This window comes from Phreatobacter sp. AB_2022a, from assembly GCF_026847585.1.
Classification (GTDB): Bacteria; Pseudomonadota; Alphaproteobacteria; order Rhizobiales; family Phreatobacteraceae; genus Phreatobacter.
Genome location: NZ_JAPSET010000001.1, coordinates 105,211 through 121,743 on the forward strand (window position 1 = coordinate 105,211; position 16,533 = coordinate 121,743).

16 protein-coding genes and 1 riboswitch are annotated in these 16,533 nt (G+C 67.5%); of the genes, 7 read left to right on the forward strand and 9 right to left on the reverse strand.

Annotated features, from left to right (window positions below; all coding sequences use genetic code 11):
* Positions 1 to 119 precede the first annotated feature (119 nt).
* The 6 genes from OZ671_RS00500 to OZ671_RS00525 all read left to right on the forward strand — a co-directional run bounded on the left by OZ671_RS00500 (position 120) and on the right by OZ671_RS00525 (position 6,331).
* A complete protein-coding gene (locus tag OZ671_RS00500) occupies positions 120 to 998 on the forward strand; it encodes an IclR family transcriptional regulator (RefSeq protein ID WP_268858878.1) in 879 nt (292 codons plus the stop codon).
* Between the two features lie 5 nt (positions 999 to 1,003).
* Positions 1,004 to 2,173: an acetyl-CoA acetyltransferase gene (locus tag OZ671_RS00505; protein ID WP_268858879.1), complete on the forward strand. Its 1,170-nt coding sequence runs from the start codon at positions 1,004 to 1,006 to the stop codon at positions 2,171 to 2,173.
* On the forward strand, positions 2,170 to 3,810 hold the full coding sequence (locus OZ671_RS00510; protein ID WP_268858880.1) for an acyl-CoA synthetase: 1,641 nt from the start codon (positions 2,170 to 2,172) through the stop codon (positions 3,808 to 3,810). The genes OZ671_RS00505 and OZ671_RS00510 overlap by 4 nt, the downstream gene beginning before the upstream one ends.
* 4 nt (positions 3,811 to 3,814) lie before the next feature.
* Positions 3,815 to 4,675, forward strand: a complete 861-nt coding sequence (locus OZ671_RS00515; protein ID WP_038310388.1) for a DNA-binding protein — start codon at positions 3,815 to 3,817, stop codon at positions 4,673 to 4,675.
* Between the two features lie 46 nt (positions 4,676 to 4,721).
* The gene (locus tag OZ671_RS00520) at positions 4,722 to 5,501 is read left to right on the forward strand and encodes an SDR family NAD(P)-dependent oxidoreductase (protein ID WP_038310390.1); all 780 of its coding nucleotides are present in this window, start codon (positions 4,722 to 4,724) and stop codon (positions 5,499 to 5,501) included.
* A 74-nt stretch (positions 5,502 to 5,575) separates the two neighbouring features.
* Positions 5,576 to 5,728: riboswitch (FMN riboswitch) on the forward strand.
* 87 nt (positions 5,729 to 5,815) lie between these two features.
* Positions 5,816 to 6,331 (forward strand): 6,7-dimethyl-8-ribityllumazine synthase, encoded by a 516-nt coding sequence (locus OZ671_RS00525; RefSeq protein WP_442957037.1) that lies wholly within the window; start codon positions 5,816 to 5,818, stop codon positions 6,329 to 6,331.
* 57 nt (positions 6,332 to 6,388) lie between these two features.
* On the opposite strand, the gene OZ671_RS00530 is transcribed toward OZ671_RS00525, so the two are convergent.
* The 7 genes from OZ671_RS00530 to OZ671_RS00560 form a co-directional block, all read right to left on the reverse strand.
* Complete coding sequence (locus OZ671_RS00530) at positions 6,389 to 7,936, reverse strand: AMP-binding protein (RefSeq protein WP_268858881.1); 1,548 nt, start codon at positions 7,934 to 7,936, stop codon at positions 6,389 to 6,391.
* 66 nt (positions 7,937 to 8,002) lie between these two features.
* On the reverse strand, positions 8,003 to 9,229 hold the full coding sequence (locus tag OZ671_RS00535; RefSeq protein ID WP_442957038.1) for an ABC transporter substrate-binding protein: 1,227 nt from the start codon (positions 9,227 to 9,229) through the stop codon (positions 8,003 to 8,005).
* A 94-nt stretch (positions 9,230 to 9,323) separates the two neighbouring features.
* On the reverse strand, positions 9,324 to 10,364 hold the full coding sequence (locus OZ671_RS00540) for a branched-chain amino acid ABC transporter permease (RefSeq protein ID WP_268858882.1): 1,041 nt from the start codon (positions 10,362 to 10,364) through the stop codon (positions 9,324 to 9,326).
* 4 nt (positions 10,365 to 10,368) lie between these two features.
* A complete protein-coding gene (locus tag OZ671_RS00545) occupies positions 10,369 to 11,274 on the reverse strand; it encodes a branched-chain amino acid ABC transporter permease (protein WP_268858883.1) in 906 nt (301 codons plus the stop codon).
* Between the two features lie 149 nt (positions 11,275 to 11,423).
* Entirely contained in the window at positions 11,424 to 12,170 is a 747-nt protein-coding gene (locus OZ671_RS00550; protein WP_268858884.1) for an ABC transporter ATP-binding protein, read from the reverse strand.
* Position 12,171: 1 nt separating this feature from the next.
* On the reverse strand, positions 12,172 to 12,984 hold the full coding sequence (locus OZ671_RS00555; RefSeq protein ID WP_268858885.1) for an ABC transporter ATP-binding protein: 813 nt from the start codon (positions 12,982 to 12,984) through the stop codon (positions 12,172 to 12,174).
* Positions 12,985 to 13,074: 90 nt separating this feature from the next.
* Positions 13,075 to 14,037, reverse strand: a complete 963-nt coding sequence (locus OZ671_RS00560; protein WP_268858886.1) for a GlxA family transcriptional regulator — start codon at positions 14,035 to 14,037, stop codon at positions 13,075 to 13,077.
* Positions 14,038 to 14,135: 98 nt separating this feature from the next.
* Between OZ671_RS00560 and OZ671_RS00565 the strand changes: the two genes are divergently transcribed.
* Complete coding sequence (locus OZ671_RS00565) at positions 14,136 to 14,975, forward strand: dienelactone hydrolase family protein (RefSeq protein ID WP_268858887.1); 840 nt, start codon at positions 14,136 to 14,138, stop codon at positions 14,973 to 14,975.
* Here OZ671_RS00565 and OZ671_RS00570 read toward each other — a convergent pair.
* On the reverse strand, positions 14,972 to 15,481 hold the full coding sequence (locus tag OZ671_RS00570) for an NUDIX hydrolase (protein WP_268858888.1): 510 nt from the start codon (positions 15,479 to 15,481) through the stop codon (positions 14,972 to 14,974). The genes OZ671_RS00565 and OZ671_RS00570 overlap by 4 nt on opposite strands.
* Before the next feature lie 30 nt (positions 15,482 to 15,511).
* Complete coding sequence (locus tag OZ671_RS00575; protein WP_268858889.1) at positions 15,512 to 16,516, reverse strand: inorganic phosphate transporter; 1,005 nt, start codon at positions 16,514 to 16,516, stop codon at positions 15,512 to 15,514.
* Between the last annotated feature and the right edge of the window lie 17 nt (positions 16,517 to 16,533).

Here is a 16,533-nt window from a genome sequence, read left to right on the forward strand (position 1 = left end):
TTCTGCCGGATCATTGGTCCATATATTGGACCAATTTGCTTCCGTCATTTTTCTAGTTGACGGTTGCCGCGCAATCGCGGACTTGTCAACGGCAAATAGCGAGGAAACGGGTCCACAATATGGATCGTGCGGAAAATGCCCGCGCCGAGGGTGAACTGGAGCCGACCGGGACGCAGAGCATCGGCCGTGCCGTCGCTCTGCTGCGTCTGGTCGCCGGTCATGGCGCCGCCGGCGCCGGTCTCGCCGCTCTCGTCGAAGCCTCCGGACTGACCAAGCCGACCTGCCGGCGCATCCTCGTCGGCCTCATCGAAGCGGGCCTCGCCGAACAGGATCCGCTGACCCGCCGCTACTTCCTCGGGCCCGAGACCTATGTGCTGGGAACGCTCGCCGCCGAGCGTTTCGGCCTGCATCGCCTTGGCCTTGAAGGCGCGACGCGCCTCGCCCAGGAGACCGGCGATGCCGCCTTCATCCAGATCCGCCGCGACTGGACGGTGATCTGCCTGCATCGCGAGGACGGGCCCTATCCGATCCGCTCGCATGTCCTGGCGGCCGGCGATCGCCATCCGCTCGGCGCCGGTGCCGGCGGCATCACGCTGCTTGCCGCGCTCTCCGACGAGGAGGTCGAGGAATCGCTGGCCGCCAATGCCGGCTGGCTGGCCGAGCGCTACCCGATGCTGACGCGCCCGGTGATCGATGATCTCGTCGCCGAGGCGCGCGAGAAGGGCTACGGCTTCAATCGTGGCCTGCTGTTTCCCGGCTCCTGGGGCATCGGCATGGTGGTGCGCGATGCGCAGGGCCGGCCGGACGGCTGCCTGTCGCTCGCCGCCATCGAGAGCCGCATGCAGCCCGACCGCGAGGCCTATCTGGTGCAACTGCTCCAGGCCGAAGTGCGGCGCCTCGAGGCGCGCCTGAAGGATTTCGCCGGCCGTGGCGAGGTGAAGATGACGACCGGCCCGACAGCGCAGGCCGCGCTGCGCCGGTCCAGTGAGAGGAGATGACCATCATGGGCAAAGGCGCAGCAATCGTCGGCTGGGCGCACACTCCCTTCGGCCGGCTCGAGGAGCCTGATGTCGAGAGCCTGATCGGACGGGTCGCAGCCGATGCGCTCGAACATGCCGGGGTCGCGCCATCGGACGTCGATGCCATCACCGTCGGCGTCTACAACAACGGCTTCTCGCGCCAGGCTTTCGAGGGCTCGCTGGTCGCGCTGAACGTACCCGAGCTTGCCTATGTGCCCTCGACCCATCTTGAAAACGCCTGCGCGACCGGTTCGGCCGCGCTCTACGCCGCGCTCGACTTCATCGAAAGCGGCCGCGGCCGGATCGCGCTGGTGATCGGCGCGGAGAAGATGACCGCCACGGCCTCGGCCGAGCTCGGCGATATCCTGCTCACCGCCTGCTATCGCAAGGAGGAGGCGGGCGATGCCGGCTTTGCCGGCATTTTCGGTCGCATCGCACAGACCTATTTCCAGCGCTACGGCGATCGCAGCGAGGAGCTCGCGATGATCGCCGCCAAGAACCACGTCCACGGCCTGTCCAATCCGCTTGCCCACATGCGCAAGGATTTCGGCTTCGACTTCTGCAACACGGTGTCCGAGAAGAACCCGCTGGTCGCCGGCCCCCTGCGCCGCACGGACTGCTCGCTCGTCTCCGACGGGGCTGCGGCGCTGGTCGTCGCTGATGCCGAGACCGCCCAGAGCCTCGAGCGGGCGATTTCGTTCCGCGCCCGGCGCCATGCCAACGACATGCTGCCCCTGTCGCGCCGCGACCCGATCGCCTTCGAAGGCGCCCGCCGTGCCTGGACGAAGGCGCGCGAGGATGCCGGCATCTCCATCGACGACCTCGACCTGGTCGAGACCCACGACTGCTTCACCGTCGCCGAAATGATCGAATACGAAGCCATGGGCCTCGCCGAGCCCGGCCAGGGCTGGCGCGTGGCGCGCGAGGGCCAGAGCTCGCGTGGCGGCCGGCTGCCGGTCAATCTTTCCGGCGGCCTGAAGTCGCGCGGCCATCCGCTCGGCGCCACCGGCGTCTCGCAGCACGTGATGGTCGCCATGCAGCTGATGGGTGAAGCGGGCGAGATGCAGCTGCCCGGTGCCGCTCTCGGCGGCGTCTTCAACATGGGCGGCGCGGCGGTGGCCAACTACGTCTCGATCCTGGAGCGCTCGAAATGACCGGCACCGGAGCCAGCATGGCGACGATCGCACCGACCGGCGGCGTTGCCCGCTGCAGCAACCGGGTGATGAACCTTGCCCACGTCCTGACCCAGAACGCCCGCCGCCACGGCGAGCGGCCCGGTTTCATCTGGGCTGGCCGGCAATGGAGCTGGAAGGAGATCGACGGCGAGGTGTCGGCCCTCGCCGCCGGCCTGCGCGCGCGCGGCATCGGCAAGGGCGACCGCATCCTGGTGCATTCGAAGAACTGCGCCGAGATGTTCTGGTCGATGTTCGCGGCCTTCCGCATCGGCGCCGTCTGGGTGCCGACCAATTTCCGGCTGATGCCGGACGAGGTCGCCTATCTCGCCGGCGCCTCGGGCGCCAAGGCCTTCCTCTGCCATGCCGACTTCCCCGACCACGCGGCGGCGGTGGCGGCTGGCAGCCCGACGCTCGCCTTCACCTGGTCGATCGGCGAGGCGGCTTTCGCCGAGACCAGCCTCGGCGCTGTGATCGCCAGCCATCGCGGCACGGCGGTCGCCAATCAGGCGGTCGAGGCCAACGACCCCTGCTGGTTCTTCTTCACCTCCGGCACGACCGGCCGCTCCAAGGCGGCGGTGCTGACGCATGGCCAGATGGCCTTCGTGATCACCAACCACCTGTGCGACCTGATGCCGGGCACGACGGAAGCCGACGCCTCGCTGGTGGTCGCGCCGCTGTCGCATGGCGCGGGCGTGCACCAGCTCGTGCAGGCCGCCCGCGGCGTGCCGACCATCCTCCTGCCGACCGAGCGCTTCGATGTCGACGAGGCCTTCCGCCTCATCGCCGCGCACAAGGTCAGCAACATCTTCACCGTGCCGACCATTCTCAAGATGCTGGTCGAGCATCCCGCGGTCGATACCCACGACCATTCCTCGCTGCGCTATGTCATCTATGCCGGCGCGCCGATGTACCGGGAGGACCAGAAGGCTGCCCTTGGCAAGCTCGGCAAGGTGCTGGTGCAATATTTCGGGCTCGGTGAGGTGACCGGCAACATCACGGTGCTGCCGCCGGCGTTGCACGATCCGGACGACAGCCCGGGCGCCCGCATCGGCACCTGCGGTTTCGAGCGCACCGGCATGGAGGTGCAGATCCAGGACGATGAGGGCAGGGAGCTCAGCCCCTTCGAGACCGGCGAGATCTGCGTCATCGGTCCGGCCGTCTTCGCCGGCTATTACGACAATCCGGACGCCAATGCGAAGTCCTTCCGCGACGGCTGGTTCCGCACCGGCGATCTCGGCCACATGGACAATGAGGGCTTCGTCTACATCACCGGACGGGCCTCCGACATGTACATATCGGGCGGCTCGAACATCTATCCGCGCGAGGTCGAAGAGAAGATCCTGACCCATCCGGCCATCGGCGAGGTAGCGGTTCTGGGCGTGCCCGATCCGGTCTGGGGCGAAGTGGGCGTCGCCGTCTGCGTTGCGCGCGAACCGGTCACCGAGGCCGAGATGGCGGCCTTCCTCGCCGACAAGATCCCGCGCTACAAGATGCCGAAGCGCTTCTTCTTCTGGGACGAGCTGCCGAAATCGGGCTACGGCAAGGTGCCGAAGCGTCTCGTTCGGGACGAGCTGGAGGCGCGGGGCCTTCTCGACCAGATCGCGGCGAGGGCCTGACGCCATGCGCCAGATCAAGCAGCCGGGACCGGCCCATGCCGACCCGATCCAGTGGGTCGAGGCGCGGGGCGAGAGCTTCAGCTTCATGGTGGAGGCCGGCGAGCCGCTGCTCGAGGCGGTGCGCCGGGGCTTTGCCGCGCGCGGCTACGAGAGCGGGGTCCTCAACGCCGCGGGCGGCGCGCTGTCGCCGTTTGCCTATGTCATGCCGGCACTGTCCGAGACGCCCGACCATGCGGCCTTCTACAGCGCCGTGTTCCGACCGGACGGCATCTCCCGGCTGTCGACGGCGGCCATGACTTTCGGCCGTCGCGACGGCGAGCCCTTCTTCCACTGCCATGCGCTGTGGCAGGAGGCGGACGGTCGGCGCAATGGCGGCCACATCCTGCCCGAGGGGACGATCGTTGCCGAGAGCTTCGAGGTCGAGGCCCTTGGCCTCGATGGCGCCGGCTTCGCCGCCGAACCGGACGCGGAGACCGGCTTCAAGCTGTTCGGCCCGGTGCCGGAAACTGCCCGGGGCAGCGCCGCCGGGGCCCGCGTCTTCGCGCTGAGGCTGCGGCCGAACCGCGACATGGCCGGGCTCCTCGAACAGTTCTGCCGTGATCGCGGCATCGGCCGGGCGCGACTGCACGGCGGTGTCGGCAGCATTATCGGCGCCCGCTTCGACGACGGCCGGACGGTCGAGCCCTTCGCCACCGAAATGGCGGTGCGCGCGGGTCGCGTCGAACCTGGCCCCGGCGGCGGGCTGGAAGCCACCCTCGACGTGGCGCTGGTCGACTATACCGGCGGCCTTGCCGAAGGGCGGCTGCAGCGGGGCGACAACCCGGTCCTGATGACCGTGGAACTGGTGCTCGAGGCGCTCGGCTGACGAGCGCCAGACACGACATCGTGCTGGGACAAGGAAGGACAGGATCATGGCGGCAGCGGCCGGACAACGCGTGGCGATCGTCACGGGCGGGGCTTCGGGAATCGGGCTTGCGAGCGTCGAGCTTCTGCTCGCGCGGGGCTGGACGGTGGTTGGCACTGATCGCGACGCCAAGGCGATCGCGGCTGCCGAGGCGCAGCTCGCCGGCCATGCCGGCCGTTTTCGGCTGGTGCAGGGCGACGTGACCGACGAGGCCGCGATGACCCGTCTCGTGGCCGAGACCGAGCGCGATTTCGGTCCGCTGAAAGGGCTCGTCACCTCGGCCGGCATCGGCCGCGACGTGCCGCTCCTGGAAACGACGGCGGAGATGTTCCGCCAGATCCATGAGATCAACGTGATCGGCACCTTCATCATCGCCAAGGCGGCGGCCGCGGCCATGCGCGCCTCGGGCGGCGGGGCCATCTGCACGATCGCCTCGGTGTCGGGTCTCACCGGCAATATCGGCCGCTCCGCCTATGGCGCTTCGAAAGGGGCGGTGGTCAATCTCACCCGCATCATGGCGGTGGAGCTCGCCCGCTACGGCATCCGCGTCAACAGCGTCGCGCCGGGGCCGATCGAGACGCCGATGGTGGCCGCCATCCACACCGCTGCGATTCGCGAGCAGTGGAACGACAAGGTGCTGCTGGAGCGTTACGGCACGCCCGCCGAGATCGCCGAGGCCGTGGCTTTCCTCGTCGACGGCGAGCGGTCCAGCTACATTACCGGCCAGATCCTGGCGGTCGATGGCGGTTTCGTCGCCTGTGGCCTCAACGACCGCTCGCGCGTCTGAAGCACGTGGCGTGCGCTTGACGCCATGCCGCCCGCCCTGGAACTATGCGGTCGCGCCGCCCGGCGAGGGCGGCGCAACGTTCTCAGGGCGGGGTGGAAGTCCCCACCGGCGGTAAGCGCGGTTCGCCGCGCGGAGCCCGCGAGCGCCTGCCGGCCTGCCGGCGGGGTCAGCAGACTTCGGTGCGATTCCGAGGCCGACGGTCATAGTCCGGATGAAAGAGAACGGGATATCCACGTCGGGACGAGCCGCTTGGCGGCACGCCGCGACGTCGAGCCCGTACGTCCTGATTCTGGTCTCACCGATTGAGGACAACCATGAATCAGACCTTCGTGAACTCCGAAAGCATGATCGCCGCCGCCGATCCCGTCGTCGGCGCAGGCAGCCGCATCGCCTTCGTCCAGGCGACGTGGCACAGGGACATTGTCGACCAGTGCCGCCTGGCCTTCCTGGCCGAGCTCGAACGGCGGGGCATTGCCGAAACCCTCGTCGACCTCTTCGAGGTGCCCGGCGCCTTCGAGATCCCGCTGCAGGCGAAGCTGCTCGCCCGCAGCGGGCGCTACCGGGCGATCGTCGCGGCGGGTTTTGTCGTCGACGGCGGCATCTACCGGCATGAATTCGTCGCCGATGCGGTCATCAGCGGCCTGATGCGCGTGCAGCTCGATACCGAGGTGCCGGTGATCTCGGCCGTGCTGACGCCGCAGCAGTTCCACGAACATGCCGAGCACCAGGCCTTTTTCCGTGCTCATTTCCTGGTCAAGGGCACCGAGGCCGCGGCCGCGTGCGCCCGCACGATCGAAGCCGTCGGAGCGTTGAAGACGCTGGTTGCCTGACGCTGCGGTGCCCCCGCCGCCGGATGCCTTGGCAGCCGGCGGCGGGGGCTCGCGTCTTCAGACGATGCGGCTGCGCCGATCGCCCCAGTAGCGGTCCCGCAGGCCCTTCTTGTAGAGCTTGCCGGTCGGCAGGCGCGGCAGCGCCGGGTCGAAGTCGATCGAGCGCGGGCATTTCTGCGGCGAAAGATGCCGGCGGCAGAAGGCGATCAGCTCCTCGGCGAAGGCGGGCCCTGCGGCAACGCCGGGCATGGGCTGGATCACCGCCTTGACCTCCTCGCCGAACTCCTCGTTGGGCACGCCGAACACGGCGGCGTCGGCGACCTTCGGGTGGGTGACGAGCAGGTTCTCGCATTCCTGCGGATAGATGTTCACCCCGCCGGAAATGATCATGAAGGTGGAGCGGTCGGTCAGGTAGACGAAACCGTCGTCGTCGACATAGCCGACATCGCCGACCGTCGTCATGGTGCCGTCCTCCGAACGCGACTGGGCCGTGCGGTCGGGATCGTTGAAATAGACGAAGGGATTGGCGGTCTTGAACCAGAGCTCGCCCGCTTCGCCTTTCGGGCAGGGCTGCATGTTCTCGTCGAGCACATGCAGGTCGCCGAGCAGCACCCGTCCGACCGTGCCGCGATGGGCGAGCCATTCGTGGCTGTCGCAGGCGGTCAGCCCCATCGCTTCGGTCGCGGCGTAATATTCATGGATGATCGGTCCCCACCAGGCGATCATCTCCTCCTTGACCTGGGCCGGGCAGGGCGCGGCCGCATGCACGACATATTCGAGCGAGGAGAGATCGTAGCGCCGTCTCACCGCCTCGGGCAGTTTCAGCATGCGGCTGAACATGGTCGGTACGAGCTGGCTGTGCGTGACCTTGAATTCCTCGACCAGCGCCAGATAGTGCTCGGGGTCGAACTGCTCCATGACGATGATGGTCGCGCCGTTGCGGATGGCGAGCGCGGCATTGCCCTGCGGGGCCGAATGGTAGAGCGGCGCGGGCGACAGGTAGATCATGCCTTCGCGGCACTGCCAGAGCGTGTTGAGGAAGTCGTAGAGCGGCAATGGCTGTGCCGGCGGGTTCTCCGGCAGCGGCCGGAGAATGCCTTTCGGCCTGCCGGTGGTGCCCGACGAATAGAGCATGGCGGTGCCGAGCCATTCGTCGGCGATCGGCGTCGCCGGCAGGTCCGCCGTCGCCTCGTCCAGATTGACGAAGCGTCCCTGGCTCGGGCCATCGGCGATCAGGCAGAGCCGGATCGCCGGACACTCGGCCAGCGCTTCGGTCGCCACCGCGAGCTTCGCCCTGGAGGTGATCAGCACCTTGGCTTCGCAGTTGTTGACGATGTAGGCGAGCTCGCCCGCGGTCAGGTAGGAGTTGATGCTGGTGCAGTAGAGGCCCGAGCGTTCGCCGGCGCCGCAGCATTCGAGAAAGCGGACATTGTTCTCCATGAACACGGCGAAATGGTCGAGCCGCTGGAGGCCGTTGGCGCGCAGGAGATGGGCCAGCCGGTTGGTGCGGGCCTCGTATTCGGCATAGGTCACCGCCTCGCGGCTGCCGGCCATGATATAGGCCGGCTGATCGGCGCGCTCGCGGGCATGCTTGCCTGCATACATCGAGATTTCCTCCGGAAGGACGGCGGCCGGACGCGCGCGGCGCCCGGCCTCGAAGCTGCGGACGGATCAGGCGCCCTCGTTCGACAGCACGTCGCCGAACAGCTCGAACGTCTCGCCCTTGACGCGGGCGAGCTGAACCGACTGGATCGGGTAGTAGTCGGTGGCGCTGGTATTGATCTTGATGCCGGGCAGCAGCAGCGGAGCCTCGTAGCCGCGAATGCTGGCGGCCTGCTTCATCACGTTCTCGCGCGTCAGGTTGTCGCCGCAGGCTTTCAGGACGTGAACGAGCGTGCTGGCGACCGAGTAGCCGTAATTGTGGCCATCGTCGCGCAGGTCGGCATTGGGCATGTATTTCGCCATGAATGCGCGCCAGCCGGTGACATCGGCTGCGTTGGTCCATTGCGGGTCGTTGGCGTCCTTGCGGTAGAGCGCGATGATGATGCCCTGGCTCGCCTCCAGGCCTGCCGGCTTCAGAACCGAGCCGAACGAGGAGGAGACGTTGTTGAGATAGTGGATCGGCTTCCAGTTGATCTCGGCCGCCTTGCGGATGGCCTGGGCGGCGAATTTCGGCGTGGTGATGTTGAAGAACACGCCGGCGCCGGAATTCTTCAGCTGGATCATCTGGCTGTCGACGGTCGGGTCGGTCACCTCGTAGGTCGAGAGCTGGACGATCGCCTTCTCGTTGGCCCGGCCGAGGCCGGTCTTGAAGCCGTTGAAATAGTCCTTGCCGTAGTCGTCGTTCTGCATGAGCACGCCGATCTTGGCATTGGGGTCGTTGGCGATGATGTGCTTGGCGTAGATCGCCGCTTCGGTCGCATAGTCGGGCTGCCAGCCCATGGTCCAGGGAAACTGGGTCGGATTGCCCCATTTCGACGCACCGGTGGCGACGAACAGCTGCGGCACCTTGCGCTGGTTCATGTAGCGCTGGATTGCGGTGTTGGAGGGAGTGCCGAGCGAGTTGAAGACAAGGAGCACCTTGTCTTCTTCGACCAGCTTGCGCACCATTTCCACCGCCTTCGGCGGCGAGTAGCCGTCGTCATAGGTGATGAAGTTGACCTTGCGGCCGTTGATGCCGCCATCGTCGTTGATCTTCTTCATCAGCGCTTCGGAGGTCCGGCCGATCGCGCCATAGGCCGAGGCATTGCCCGAATAGGGCATGATGTTGCCGATCTTGATCTCGCTGTCGGAGGCGCCGTCGTCGTAGCGCTTCTGGGCGATGGCTGGCGAGAAGACCGGGGCGAGCGCCATCGCCCCGAGGCCGGATATGACAGTGCGGCGCTTGATGATCGTCATGAGCATTTCCTCCGGTTGCGGTTCTTGCTGCCGTTCGCAGTTCTTCGTGTGGTCAAGGAAGCCGGCGGCAAGGCCGCCGCATGGTTCGACGGGCTCAACGGCGTCTGAGCCAGGCGAACAATTGGCCGAGGCCCCCGGCAATGCCGGTCGGCATGACATAGATCAGCACGATCAGGGTGATGCCGTAGAGGGTCCAGGGTTCGAGCTCGATCGGCAGGTGGAAGGCCGCGGTCAGCTTCTTGGTCGCGGCGTCGGCATATTTCTCGATGACCTGGACGAAGACGCCGCCGATCACCGCGCCGGGCAGGGAGGCGACGCCGCCGACCACCGCGCCGACCAGGAAGGCGATCGACAGTTCGAAGCGGAAGCTGTCGGGCGCGACGAACTCGAAGATGATCGCGTGCAGCGCGCCGGCGACGCCGGTATAGAGCGCGGATATGCCGAAGACGGTCGCCTTGTAGCGCGACGTGTCGATACCCATGGTGCTCGCGGCCATGGAGTGATCGCGGATTGCCCGCATGGCCCGCCCCGGCCGGCTGTCGATCAGGTTGCGTGCGAACCAGAACATCAGCGCGGCGACCGCCAGCACGACAAGATACATCCACTGGTCGGAGGAGAGCGGCAGGCCGAAGGGCGCGTCCGGCTTCATCAGGTTGATGCCCATGACGCCATGGGTGAATGGCTCGAGATGCCGGTATTTGAGCATTTGCGGCACCGCGATCGCGAGGCCGAACGTGGCGAGCGCCAGGTAGTGGCCTTCGAGCCGGAGCGCCGGCAGGCCGAACAGATAGCCCACGGCGAAGCAGAAGAGTGCCGCGATCGGCAGGGTCAGGAGGTAGTTGAGCTCGTAGCGGTCCATCAGGATGGCCGCGACATAGGCGCCGGCGGCAAAGAACGCACCATGGCCGAGCGAGATCTGGCCGTTGAAGCCGGTCAGGAGATTGAGCCCGAGCACGGCGATCGCGTAGACGATCATCAGGCTGAGCTGCAGGAAGGTGAAGTTGCTGATCAGGCCGGTCTTGCCGCCGACGAAGGGCAGCGCCGCGGCGGCGAGCAGCAGCCCGATGAGGGCATAGCGACCGATCGGGCTCTGGGCGTCCGGCGAGACATGGCTGGAGGTGGTGATCGAGGTCACGGCGCTACACCCTCTTCACGGTGGTGCGGCCGAACAGGCCGGCTGGCTTCAGGGTGAGGATGGTGATGACGATGATCAGCGCGACGGTGAGCTTTTCGCCGTTGCCGACGATATAGATGCCGAAGGCCTTCTCGGTGAGGTTGCCGAAATAGGCGACGAGATTTTCCAGGACGCCGACGAAGAAGCCGCCGAACACCGCACCGCCGGGGCTGGAAATGCCGCCGACCAGCGCCCCGGCAAAGCCGTAGAGCAGGATCGAGGCCATCATGTTCGGCTCGAGATAGACGACCGGCGCCACCAGCGCGCCAGCCACCGCGCCGATCGATGCCGCAAGGCCCCAGCCCAGCGCCAGCATCCAGTCGACCTTGATGCCGACGAGCCGCGCCGAGACCGGATTCTGCGCCGCCGCCCGCATGGCGAGGCCGAGCGGCGTGAAGCGGAAGAAGGCGAAGAGCGCGAACAGCATCAGCAGCGAGACGAGGATCATGCCGATCTGGTGCGACGAGATATAGCCCGATCCCGAGAAGGCGACATCCGGGAAGGGCGAGGGGAAGTTCTTGATCGTGTGGCTCCAGATCGCCCCGGCGAGCGAATGGAAGATGGCGAGCAGGCCGATGAACACCACGACGACCGACAGCACCGAGGCATTGTGCAGGGGGCGCAGGATGATCCGCTCGATGGCCACGCCGATCAGGAAGGAGAGCACCACGGTGATGCCGAGGGCGGGCCAGAAGCCGATGCCCCACTGGATGAGCTGCCAGCACAGATAGGTGGAGAACATGGCGAGTTCTCCCTGCGAGAAGTTCAGATGGTCGGTCGCCGTGAAGATCATCACCAGGGCCAGGGCGACCAGGGCGTAGATGGCGCCGCTGGCAAGGCCCGATGCGATCTGCTGGATGAGCTGCTCCATGAACTGCCTCTGATCTGGTGGCTCGGATATGTCGGAACGGATTGCGGTCGGGTCTGTAAATCCTCGTCATGCGGGTCTTGCGGTCCTGGCGTGAGGACCTTGGCCCGGGGCGTCGGCCGCTCCCCGGCCTTGAGCGGTGCGGCTGCGGCCTAGTAACCGAGATAGGAGCGGCGGATGCCCTCGTTGTTCTTCATCTCGTCGGCGGTCCCGGACATGACGATGCTGCCGGTCTCAAGCACGTAGACGGTGTCGGCGAGCTCGAGCGCCAGCGTCGCGTTCTGCTCGACCAGCAGCATGGCGACGCCGGCCTCCTCGTTGATCCGCCGCATGATGTGGAAGATCTCCCGGACGATCAGCGGCGCCAGTCCGAAAGAGGGTTCGTCCAGCAGCATCAGGCGCGGCCCGAGCATCAGCGCGCGGCTGATCGCCAGCATCTGCTGCTCGCCGCCGGAAAGCGTGCCGGCCTGCTGGGCGATGCGCTCCTTCAGGCGCGGAAAATAGGTGAAGACGAGATCGAGATCGCGTTTCACATGGGCTCTGTCGCGCCGGCCATAGGTCGCGATCTTGAGATTCTCCTCCACCGACAGGCCGGTGAAGGTGCCACGGCCCTCGGGCACGTGGGCGACGCCGAGCCGCACGATGTCCTCGGTCGCGAGCCGGCCGATCGCCTGGCCGTCGAAGCTCACCTCGCCCTCGCGCCGGACCATGCCGCAAATGGCGCGCAGCGTCGTCGTCTTGCCCGCGCCATTGGCGCCGAGGAGGGTGGTGATGCCACCCGTCGGCAGGCTGAAGCTGATGCCGTGCAGCGCCTCGGTGCCGCCATAGAAGGCCTTCAGGCCGTCGATCGCGAGCAGCGGCCGCGCCGTCGCCGGCCTTTCCTGCAGCTCGACCTGCATGTCAGGCGGCCTCCGTCCCGAGATAGGCCCGGATCACTTCCGGGTTGCGTTGCACCTCCGCCGGCGTTCCGTCGGCGATCTTGCGACCGAAATCGATGGCGACGACCTTGTCGGATACCGACATGACCAGGCTCATGTGATGCTCGACCAGCAGCGTCGTGACCTTCTGATGGTCGCGCACCCGGCGGATCTGGTCCTTGAGCACGTCGACCTCGTCGTGGTTGAGGCCGGCGGCCGGCTCGTCGAGCAGCAGCAGCTTGGGTTTGGCCGCGAGCGCGCGGGCAAGCTCCACCCGCTTGCGGATCGGGAACGGCAGCGGGCCGGCCGGCAGATGGGCGAAGGCCTCCAGGCCCATGAAGGCGATCAGTTCATGGGCGCGCTCCTCGATGCGCCGCTCTTCGGCCTGCACCGCGCCGATCCGCAGCACGCTCGTCATGAAGCCCTGCTGCGTCTGGCTGTGGCAGCCGACCTTGACATTGTCGAGCACCGACATGCGGTCGAACAGCGCGACATTCTGGAAGGTGCGTCCCATGCCGATCGCCGCGATGGCGTGGCGCGGCGCGCTCATGATCGAGCGGCCCTCGAACAGGATGTCGCCGCTGTTCGGGATGTAGAGGCGGCTGAGACAGTTGAACAATGTCGTCTTGCCGGCACCGTTCGGCCCGATCAGGCCGACGACGTCGCCGGCCTTGACGTCGAACGAAATGCCGTTGAGCGCGACGATGCCGCCGAAACGCACGGAAATGTCGCGCACCGCGAGCAATGCAGGCGCGGAGGCGATATCGGACGCGGCCGCAGAACCAATGGTTTGCATTGGCGGCAATCCTCCCCTGGAAGGCCTGTCGCTGTCACGCGGCCCATTTTTGTTGTGCGCAGTGTGTGCAGATAACGGCCGGCTTCGCAATCACCCTGACGGTCGATGATCGCGGGCCGCCGTTTGCGGTGGTGCCCTCAGGCCGGACGGCGGCCGCATCGCATCGCGCTTGATGAGGCGCCGCAAGGTCGACGGCTCGGCATAGCCGACGCGCCGGGCGATCTCGTCGAAGCCGAGGGTCGTGGTCTGCAGCAGCGTGACGGCGACTTCGGTGCGGACGCGCTGGGCGAAGCGCACCGGCGACAGGCCGCACACCGCCGCGAGCCGGCGCGCGAAGGTGCGCGGTGTCAGGCCGGCCGCCGCTGCAAGGTCGTCCATCGCAACGTCCCGGTCGAGATTTTCGCGCAGCCAGCTCTCGGCGCGGGCGATGCGGTCGTCCTGTCCGGCGAGAAAGGTGATCGCCATGTAGGGGGCCTGCGACCGGCGGGCGTCGAGCAGCAGATAGCGCGCCGCCGTGCCGGCGAGGCGCGCGCCGCCGACCTTGGCGATGACCGCCAGCATCAGGTCCATCTGCGCCATCGCGGCGCCGGCGGTCGCCACCGGCCAGTCCGCGACGACGATCTGTTCGGTCAGCAGCGTGACGTCGGGATAGCGCCGGCGGAAGATGGGCGCGAGCCACCAGGTCGTCGTGGCGCGCCGGCCGGCCAGCAGGCCGGCCTCGGCGAGAACGAAGGTGCTGGCGCAGGACGCCGCGAGTGTCGCGCCGGCTTGCCGGGCGGCCTTGAGCAGGTCCATCGCGCGCCGCACCGGGACGCTCGCGAGGCGTGTCTCGAGCGCGTCTTCGGTGGTCGCGCCGAGGCCCGGGACGATCACGATGTCGTCCGTGTCGAAGCTCTCGCGTACCGGCCGGCCGGTTTTCGCGACGGTGATCGCGAAGGGTTCGGGCCGCCCGCCGCCGCGGCTGAGGATATTGGCGGTGCGTAGTGCGTCGAGCGTGATGGCAAAGCTCGAATCCATCCGACCGGGCAGGTCGAGCACGATCACTCGGGCCATGGCGAAATATCCCCCAACAATGTCGATTTCGACACTAGCGGGCGACCGCCGGCGCGGCAATGCTGGGGGCGAATGTGACCTCGTCAGGGGAAGGACAGATGGCTATGACGGCGCGCGACCTCAGGACCGACGATCCGCTCGACGACTTCATCGCGCGCGAGATCACGCTTCTCGACGTGACCAAGCGTGTCCATGTGGCGGGCCGGGGGCCCGCGGTGATCGTCATGACCGAGATGCCCGGCATCAGCCCGGAAGTCGCGCGCTTCAGCCGCTGGCTCCGCGATGCCGGCTTCACCGTCTACATGCCTTCGCTGTTCGGCCGCGACGGGGCGGTGCCGGGTGCCGAGGAGGGCGGCCGGGTGTTCCAGCGGGCCTGCGTCAGCGCGGAGTTCCGCGCCTTCGCCGGTGGCCAGTCGAGCCCCGTCACGGTCTGGCTCAGGGCGCTCGCCCGCCATGCGCATGGTGAGTGCGGCGGGCCGGGCGTCGGGGCCATCGGCATGTGCTTCACCGGCAATTTCGCGCTGACCATGATGCTGGAGCCGGCCATGCTCGCGCCGGTCCTGGCTCAGCCCTCATTGCCGCTCAACGAGCCGGCGGGCCTCGAAATCGCACCGGACGAGATCGCCGCCGTCCGCGAGCGGCTGGAGCGGGAGGACCTCACCGTTCTCGCCTATCGTTTCGCCGGGGACAAGTTCTGCCGCGCCGAGCGGTTCCGCGCCTACGCCGAGGCGCTCGGTCCCCGCTTCGAGGGCAGGGTCCTGCCCGACAGTGCGGCCAATACCGATGTCGCGCCCTTCTTCGCCCAGCATGTGGTCTGTCCGCACAGCGTGGTCACCGCGCATCTGATCGACGAGCAGGGCCAGCCGACGCTGGCCGCCCGCGACGAGATCATCGCCTTCTTTTCGGCGCGCCTCGGTCTCGCCCGGGCGGCAAGCTAGCTGTTGATCGCGACGGCCGCCGCCTTGGCGGCAGCCTTGCGCGCCTTTTCCGCGCGGGCGGCCGCGAAGCTGCGGATGATCGCGGCGAGCTCCGGCTCCTGAACGGCCTCCGCGGCCGCTTCCGGTGTGAACCACTGGAGCTCGCGCTGATCCTGCTCGCGCCATGTCTCCAGCTGATCGCGCACCTGCAGCGCGAAGACCTTGACCATGCAGGGGACGGTCCGCCCGCTTTTCAGCAGCTTCATGTAGGAATAGCTGCCGAGCGCCTTGTTGCCGGTCTTGCCGGTGACGCCGGCCTCTTCCAGCGCTTCGCGCGCGGCGCTCTGGCGGGGTTTCAGGCCCTTCATCGGCCAGCCCTTGGGAATCACCCAGCGCCGCGTCTCGCGCGACGTCAGGAGCAGGATCTCGAGCTGCGGATCCATGCGGAAGGGCAGGGCGCCGTACTGCCGCCGGACCCGCGCCTTGTTCTGTTCATCGTCCGGCCGAGGCGGTGCTGCCTCGGTCATGATCCCGATCCCGTCACGTTCCCCATCTCATCACGAGCCAAGTCCGGTCAGCCAATAGACCCCGGCGGCGATCAGCGCCGACATCGGCATGGTCACGATCCAGGCTACCACGATCTGGCGCGCGACACCCCATCGGACCGCCGAGACCCGCCGGGCGGCACCGACGCCGACGATCGCGCCGGTGATCGTATGCGTCGTCGAAACCGGGATGCCGAGATAGGTCGCCAAGAACAGCGTGATGGCGCCGCCGGTTTCGGCGCAGAAGCCCTGCTGCGGCGTCAGGCGGGTGATCTTCGAGCCCATCGTATGCACGATGCGCCAGCCGCCGAACAGCGTGCCGAGGCCCATCGCCGCCTGGCAGCTGATGACCACCCAGAACGGCACTTCGAACCTGTCCCCCATCAGGCCATGCGAGAACAGCAGCACGGCGATGATCCCCATGGTCTTCTGCGCATCGTTGCCGCCATGGCCGAGCGAATAGAGCGAGGCGGAGACGAATTGCAGGTTGCGGAACGTGCCGTCGACCCGCTGCGGCGTCACCCGCACGAAGGCCCAGGAGACGATCAGCACCAGCAGGAGGGCGAGCAGGAAGCCGATCGCCGGCGACATGAAGATGGCGGCTCCGGTCTTGATCAGGCCGGACCAGACCACCGCGCCGAAGCCGGCCTTCGCGACGCCGGCACCGACCAGGCCGCCGATCAGGGCATGGGAGGACGAGGACGGAATACCGGCGATCCAGGTGATCACGTTCCAGCTGATCGCGCCCATCAGCGCGCCGAAGATGACGCGATCGTCGACGATCGCGGTCGAGACGATGCCGGCCCCGACCGTCTGCGCGACATGCAGGCCGAAGAACAGGAAGGCGATGAAATTGAAGAACGCCGCCCAGGCGACGGCGTAGCGCGGCGCCAGGACACGGGTCGAGACGATGGTGGCGATCGAGTTGGCCGCATCGTGCAGGCCGTTGAGGAAATCGAAGAGCAGGGCGACCGCGATCAGGACGATGAGCACCGGCGCGACGGCTGAAAGGTCCACGGGCGGGCCTCGTCTGG

Excerpts from the sequence above, each read along its gene's own strand:
- OZ671_RS00500 (WP_268858878.1), top strand. The coding sequence starts at position 120 with ATGGATCGTGCGGAAAATGCCCGCGCCGAGGGTGAACTGGAGCCGACC.
- OZ671_RS00505 (WP_268858879.1), top strand. The coding sequence starts at position 1,004 with ATGGGCAAAGGCGCAGCAATCGTCGGCTGGGCGCACACTCCCTTCGGC.
- OZ671_RS00510 (WP_268858880.1), top strand. The coding sequence starts at position 2,170 with ATGACCGGCACCGGAGCCAGCATGGCGACGATCGCACCGACCGGCGGC.
- OZ671_RS00515 (WP_038310388.1), top strand. The coding sequence starts at position 3,815 with ATGCGCCAGATCAAGCAGCCGGGACCGGCCCATGCCGACCCGATCCAG.
- OZ671_RS00520 (WP_038310390.1), top strand. The coding sequence starts at position 4,722 with ATGGCGGCAGCGGCCGGACAACGCGTGGCGATCGTCACGGGCGGGGCT.
- OZ671_RS00525 (WP_442957037.1), top strand. The coding sequence starts at position 5,816 with ATGAATCAGACCTTCGTGAACTCCGAAAGCATGATCGCCGCCGCCGAT.
- OZ671_RS00530 (WP_268858881.1), bottom strand. The coding sequence starts at position 7,936 with ATGTATGCAGGCAAGCATGCCCGCGAGCGCGCCGATCAGCCGGCCTAT.
- OZ671_RS00535 (WP_442957038.1), bottom strand. The coding sequence starts at position 9,229 with ATGACGATCATCAAGCGCCGCACTGTCATATCCGGCCTCGGGGCGATG.
- OZ671_RS00545 (WP_268858883.1), bottom strand. The coding sequence starts at position 11,274 with ATGGAGCAGCTCATCCAGCAGATCGCATCGGGCCTTGCCAGCGGCGCC.
- OZ671_RS00550 (WP_268858884.1), bottom strand. The coding sequence starts at position 12,170 with ATGCAGGTCGAGCTGCAGGAAAGGCCGGCGACGGCGCGGCCGCTGCTC.
- OZ671_RS00555 (WP_268858885.1), bottom strand. The coding sequence starts at position 12,984 with ATGCAAACCATTGGTTCTGCGGCCGCGTCCGATATCGCCTCCGCGCCT.
- OZ671_RS00560 (WP_268858886.1), bottom strand. The coding sequence starts at position 14,037 with ATGGCCCGAGTGATCGTGCTCGACCTGCCCGGTCGGATGGATTCGAGC.
- OZ671_RS00565 (WP_268858887.1), top strand. The coding sequence starts at position 14,136 with ATGGCTATGACGGCGCGCGACCTCAGGACCGACGATCCGCTCGACGAC.
- OZ671_RS00570 (WP_268858888.1), bottom strand. The coding sequence starts at position 15,481 with ATGACCGAGGCAGCACCGCCTCGGCCGGACGATGAACAGAACAAGGCG.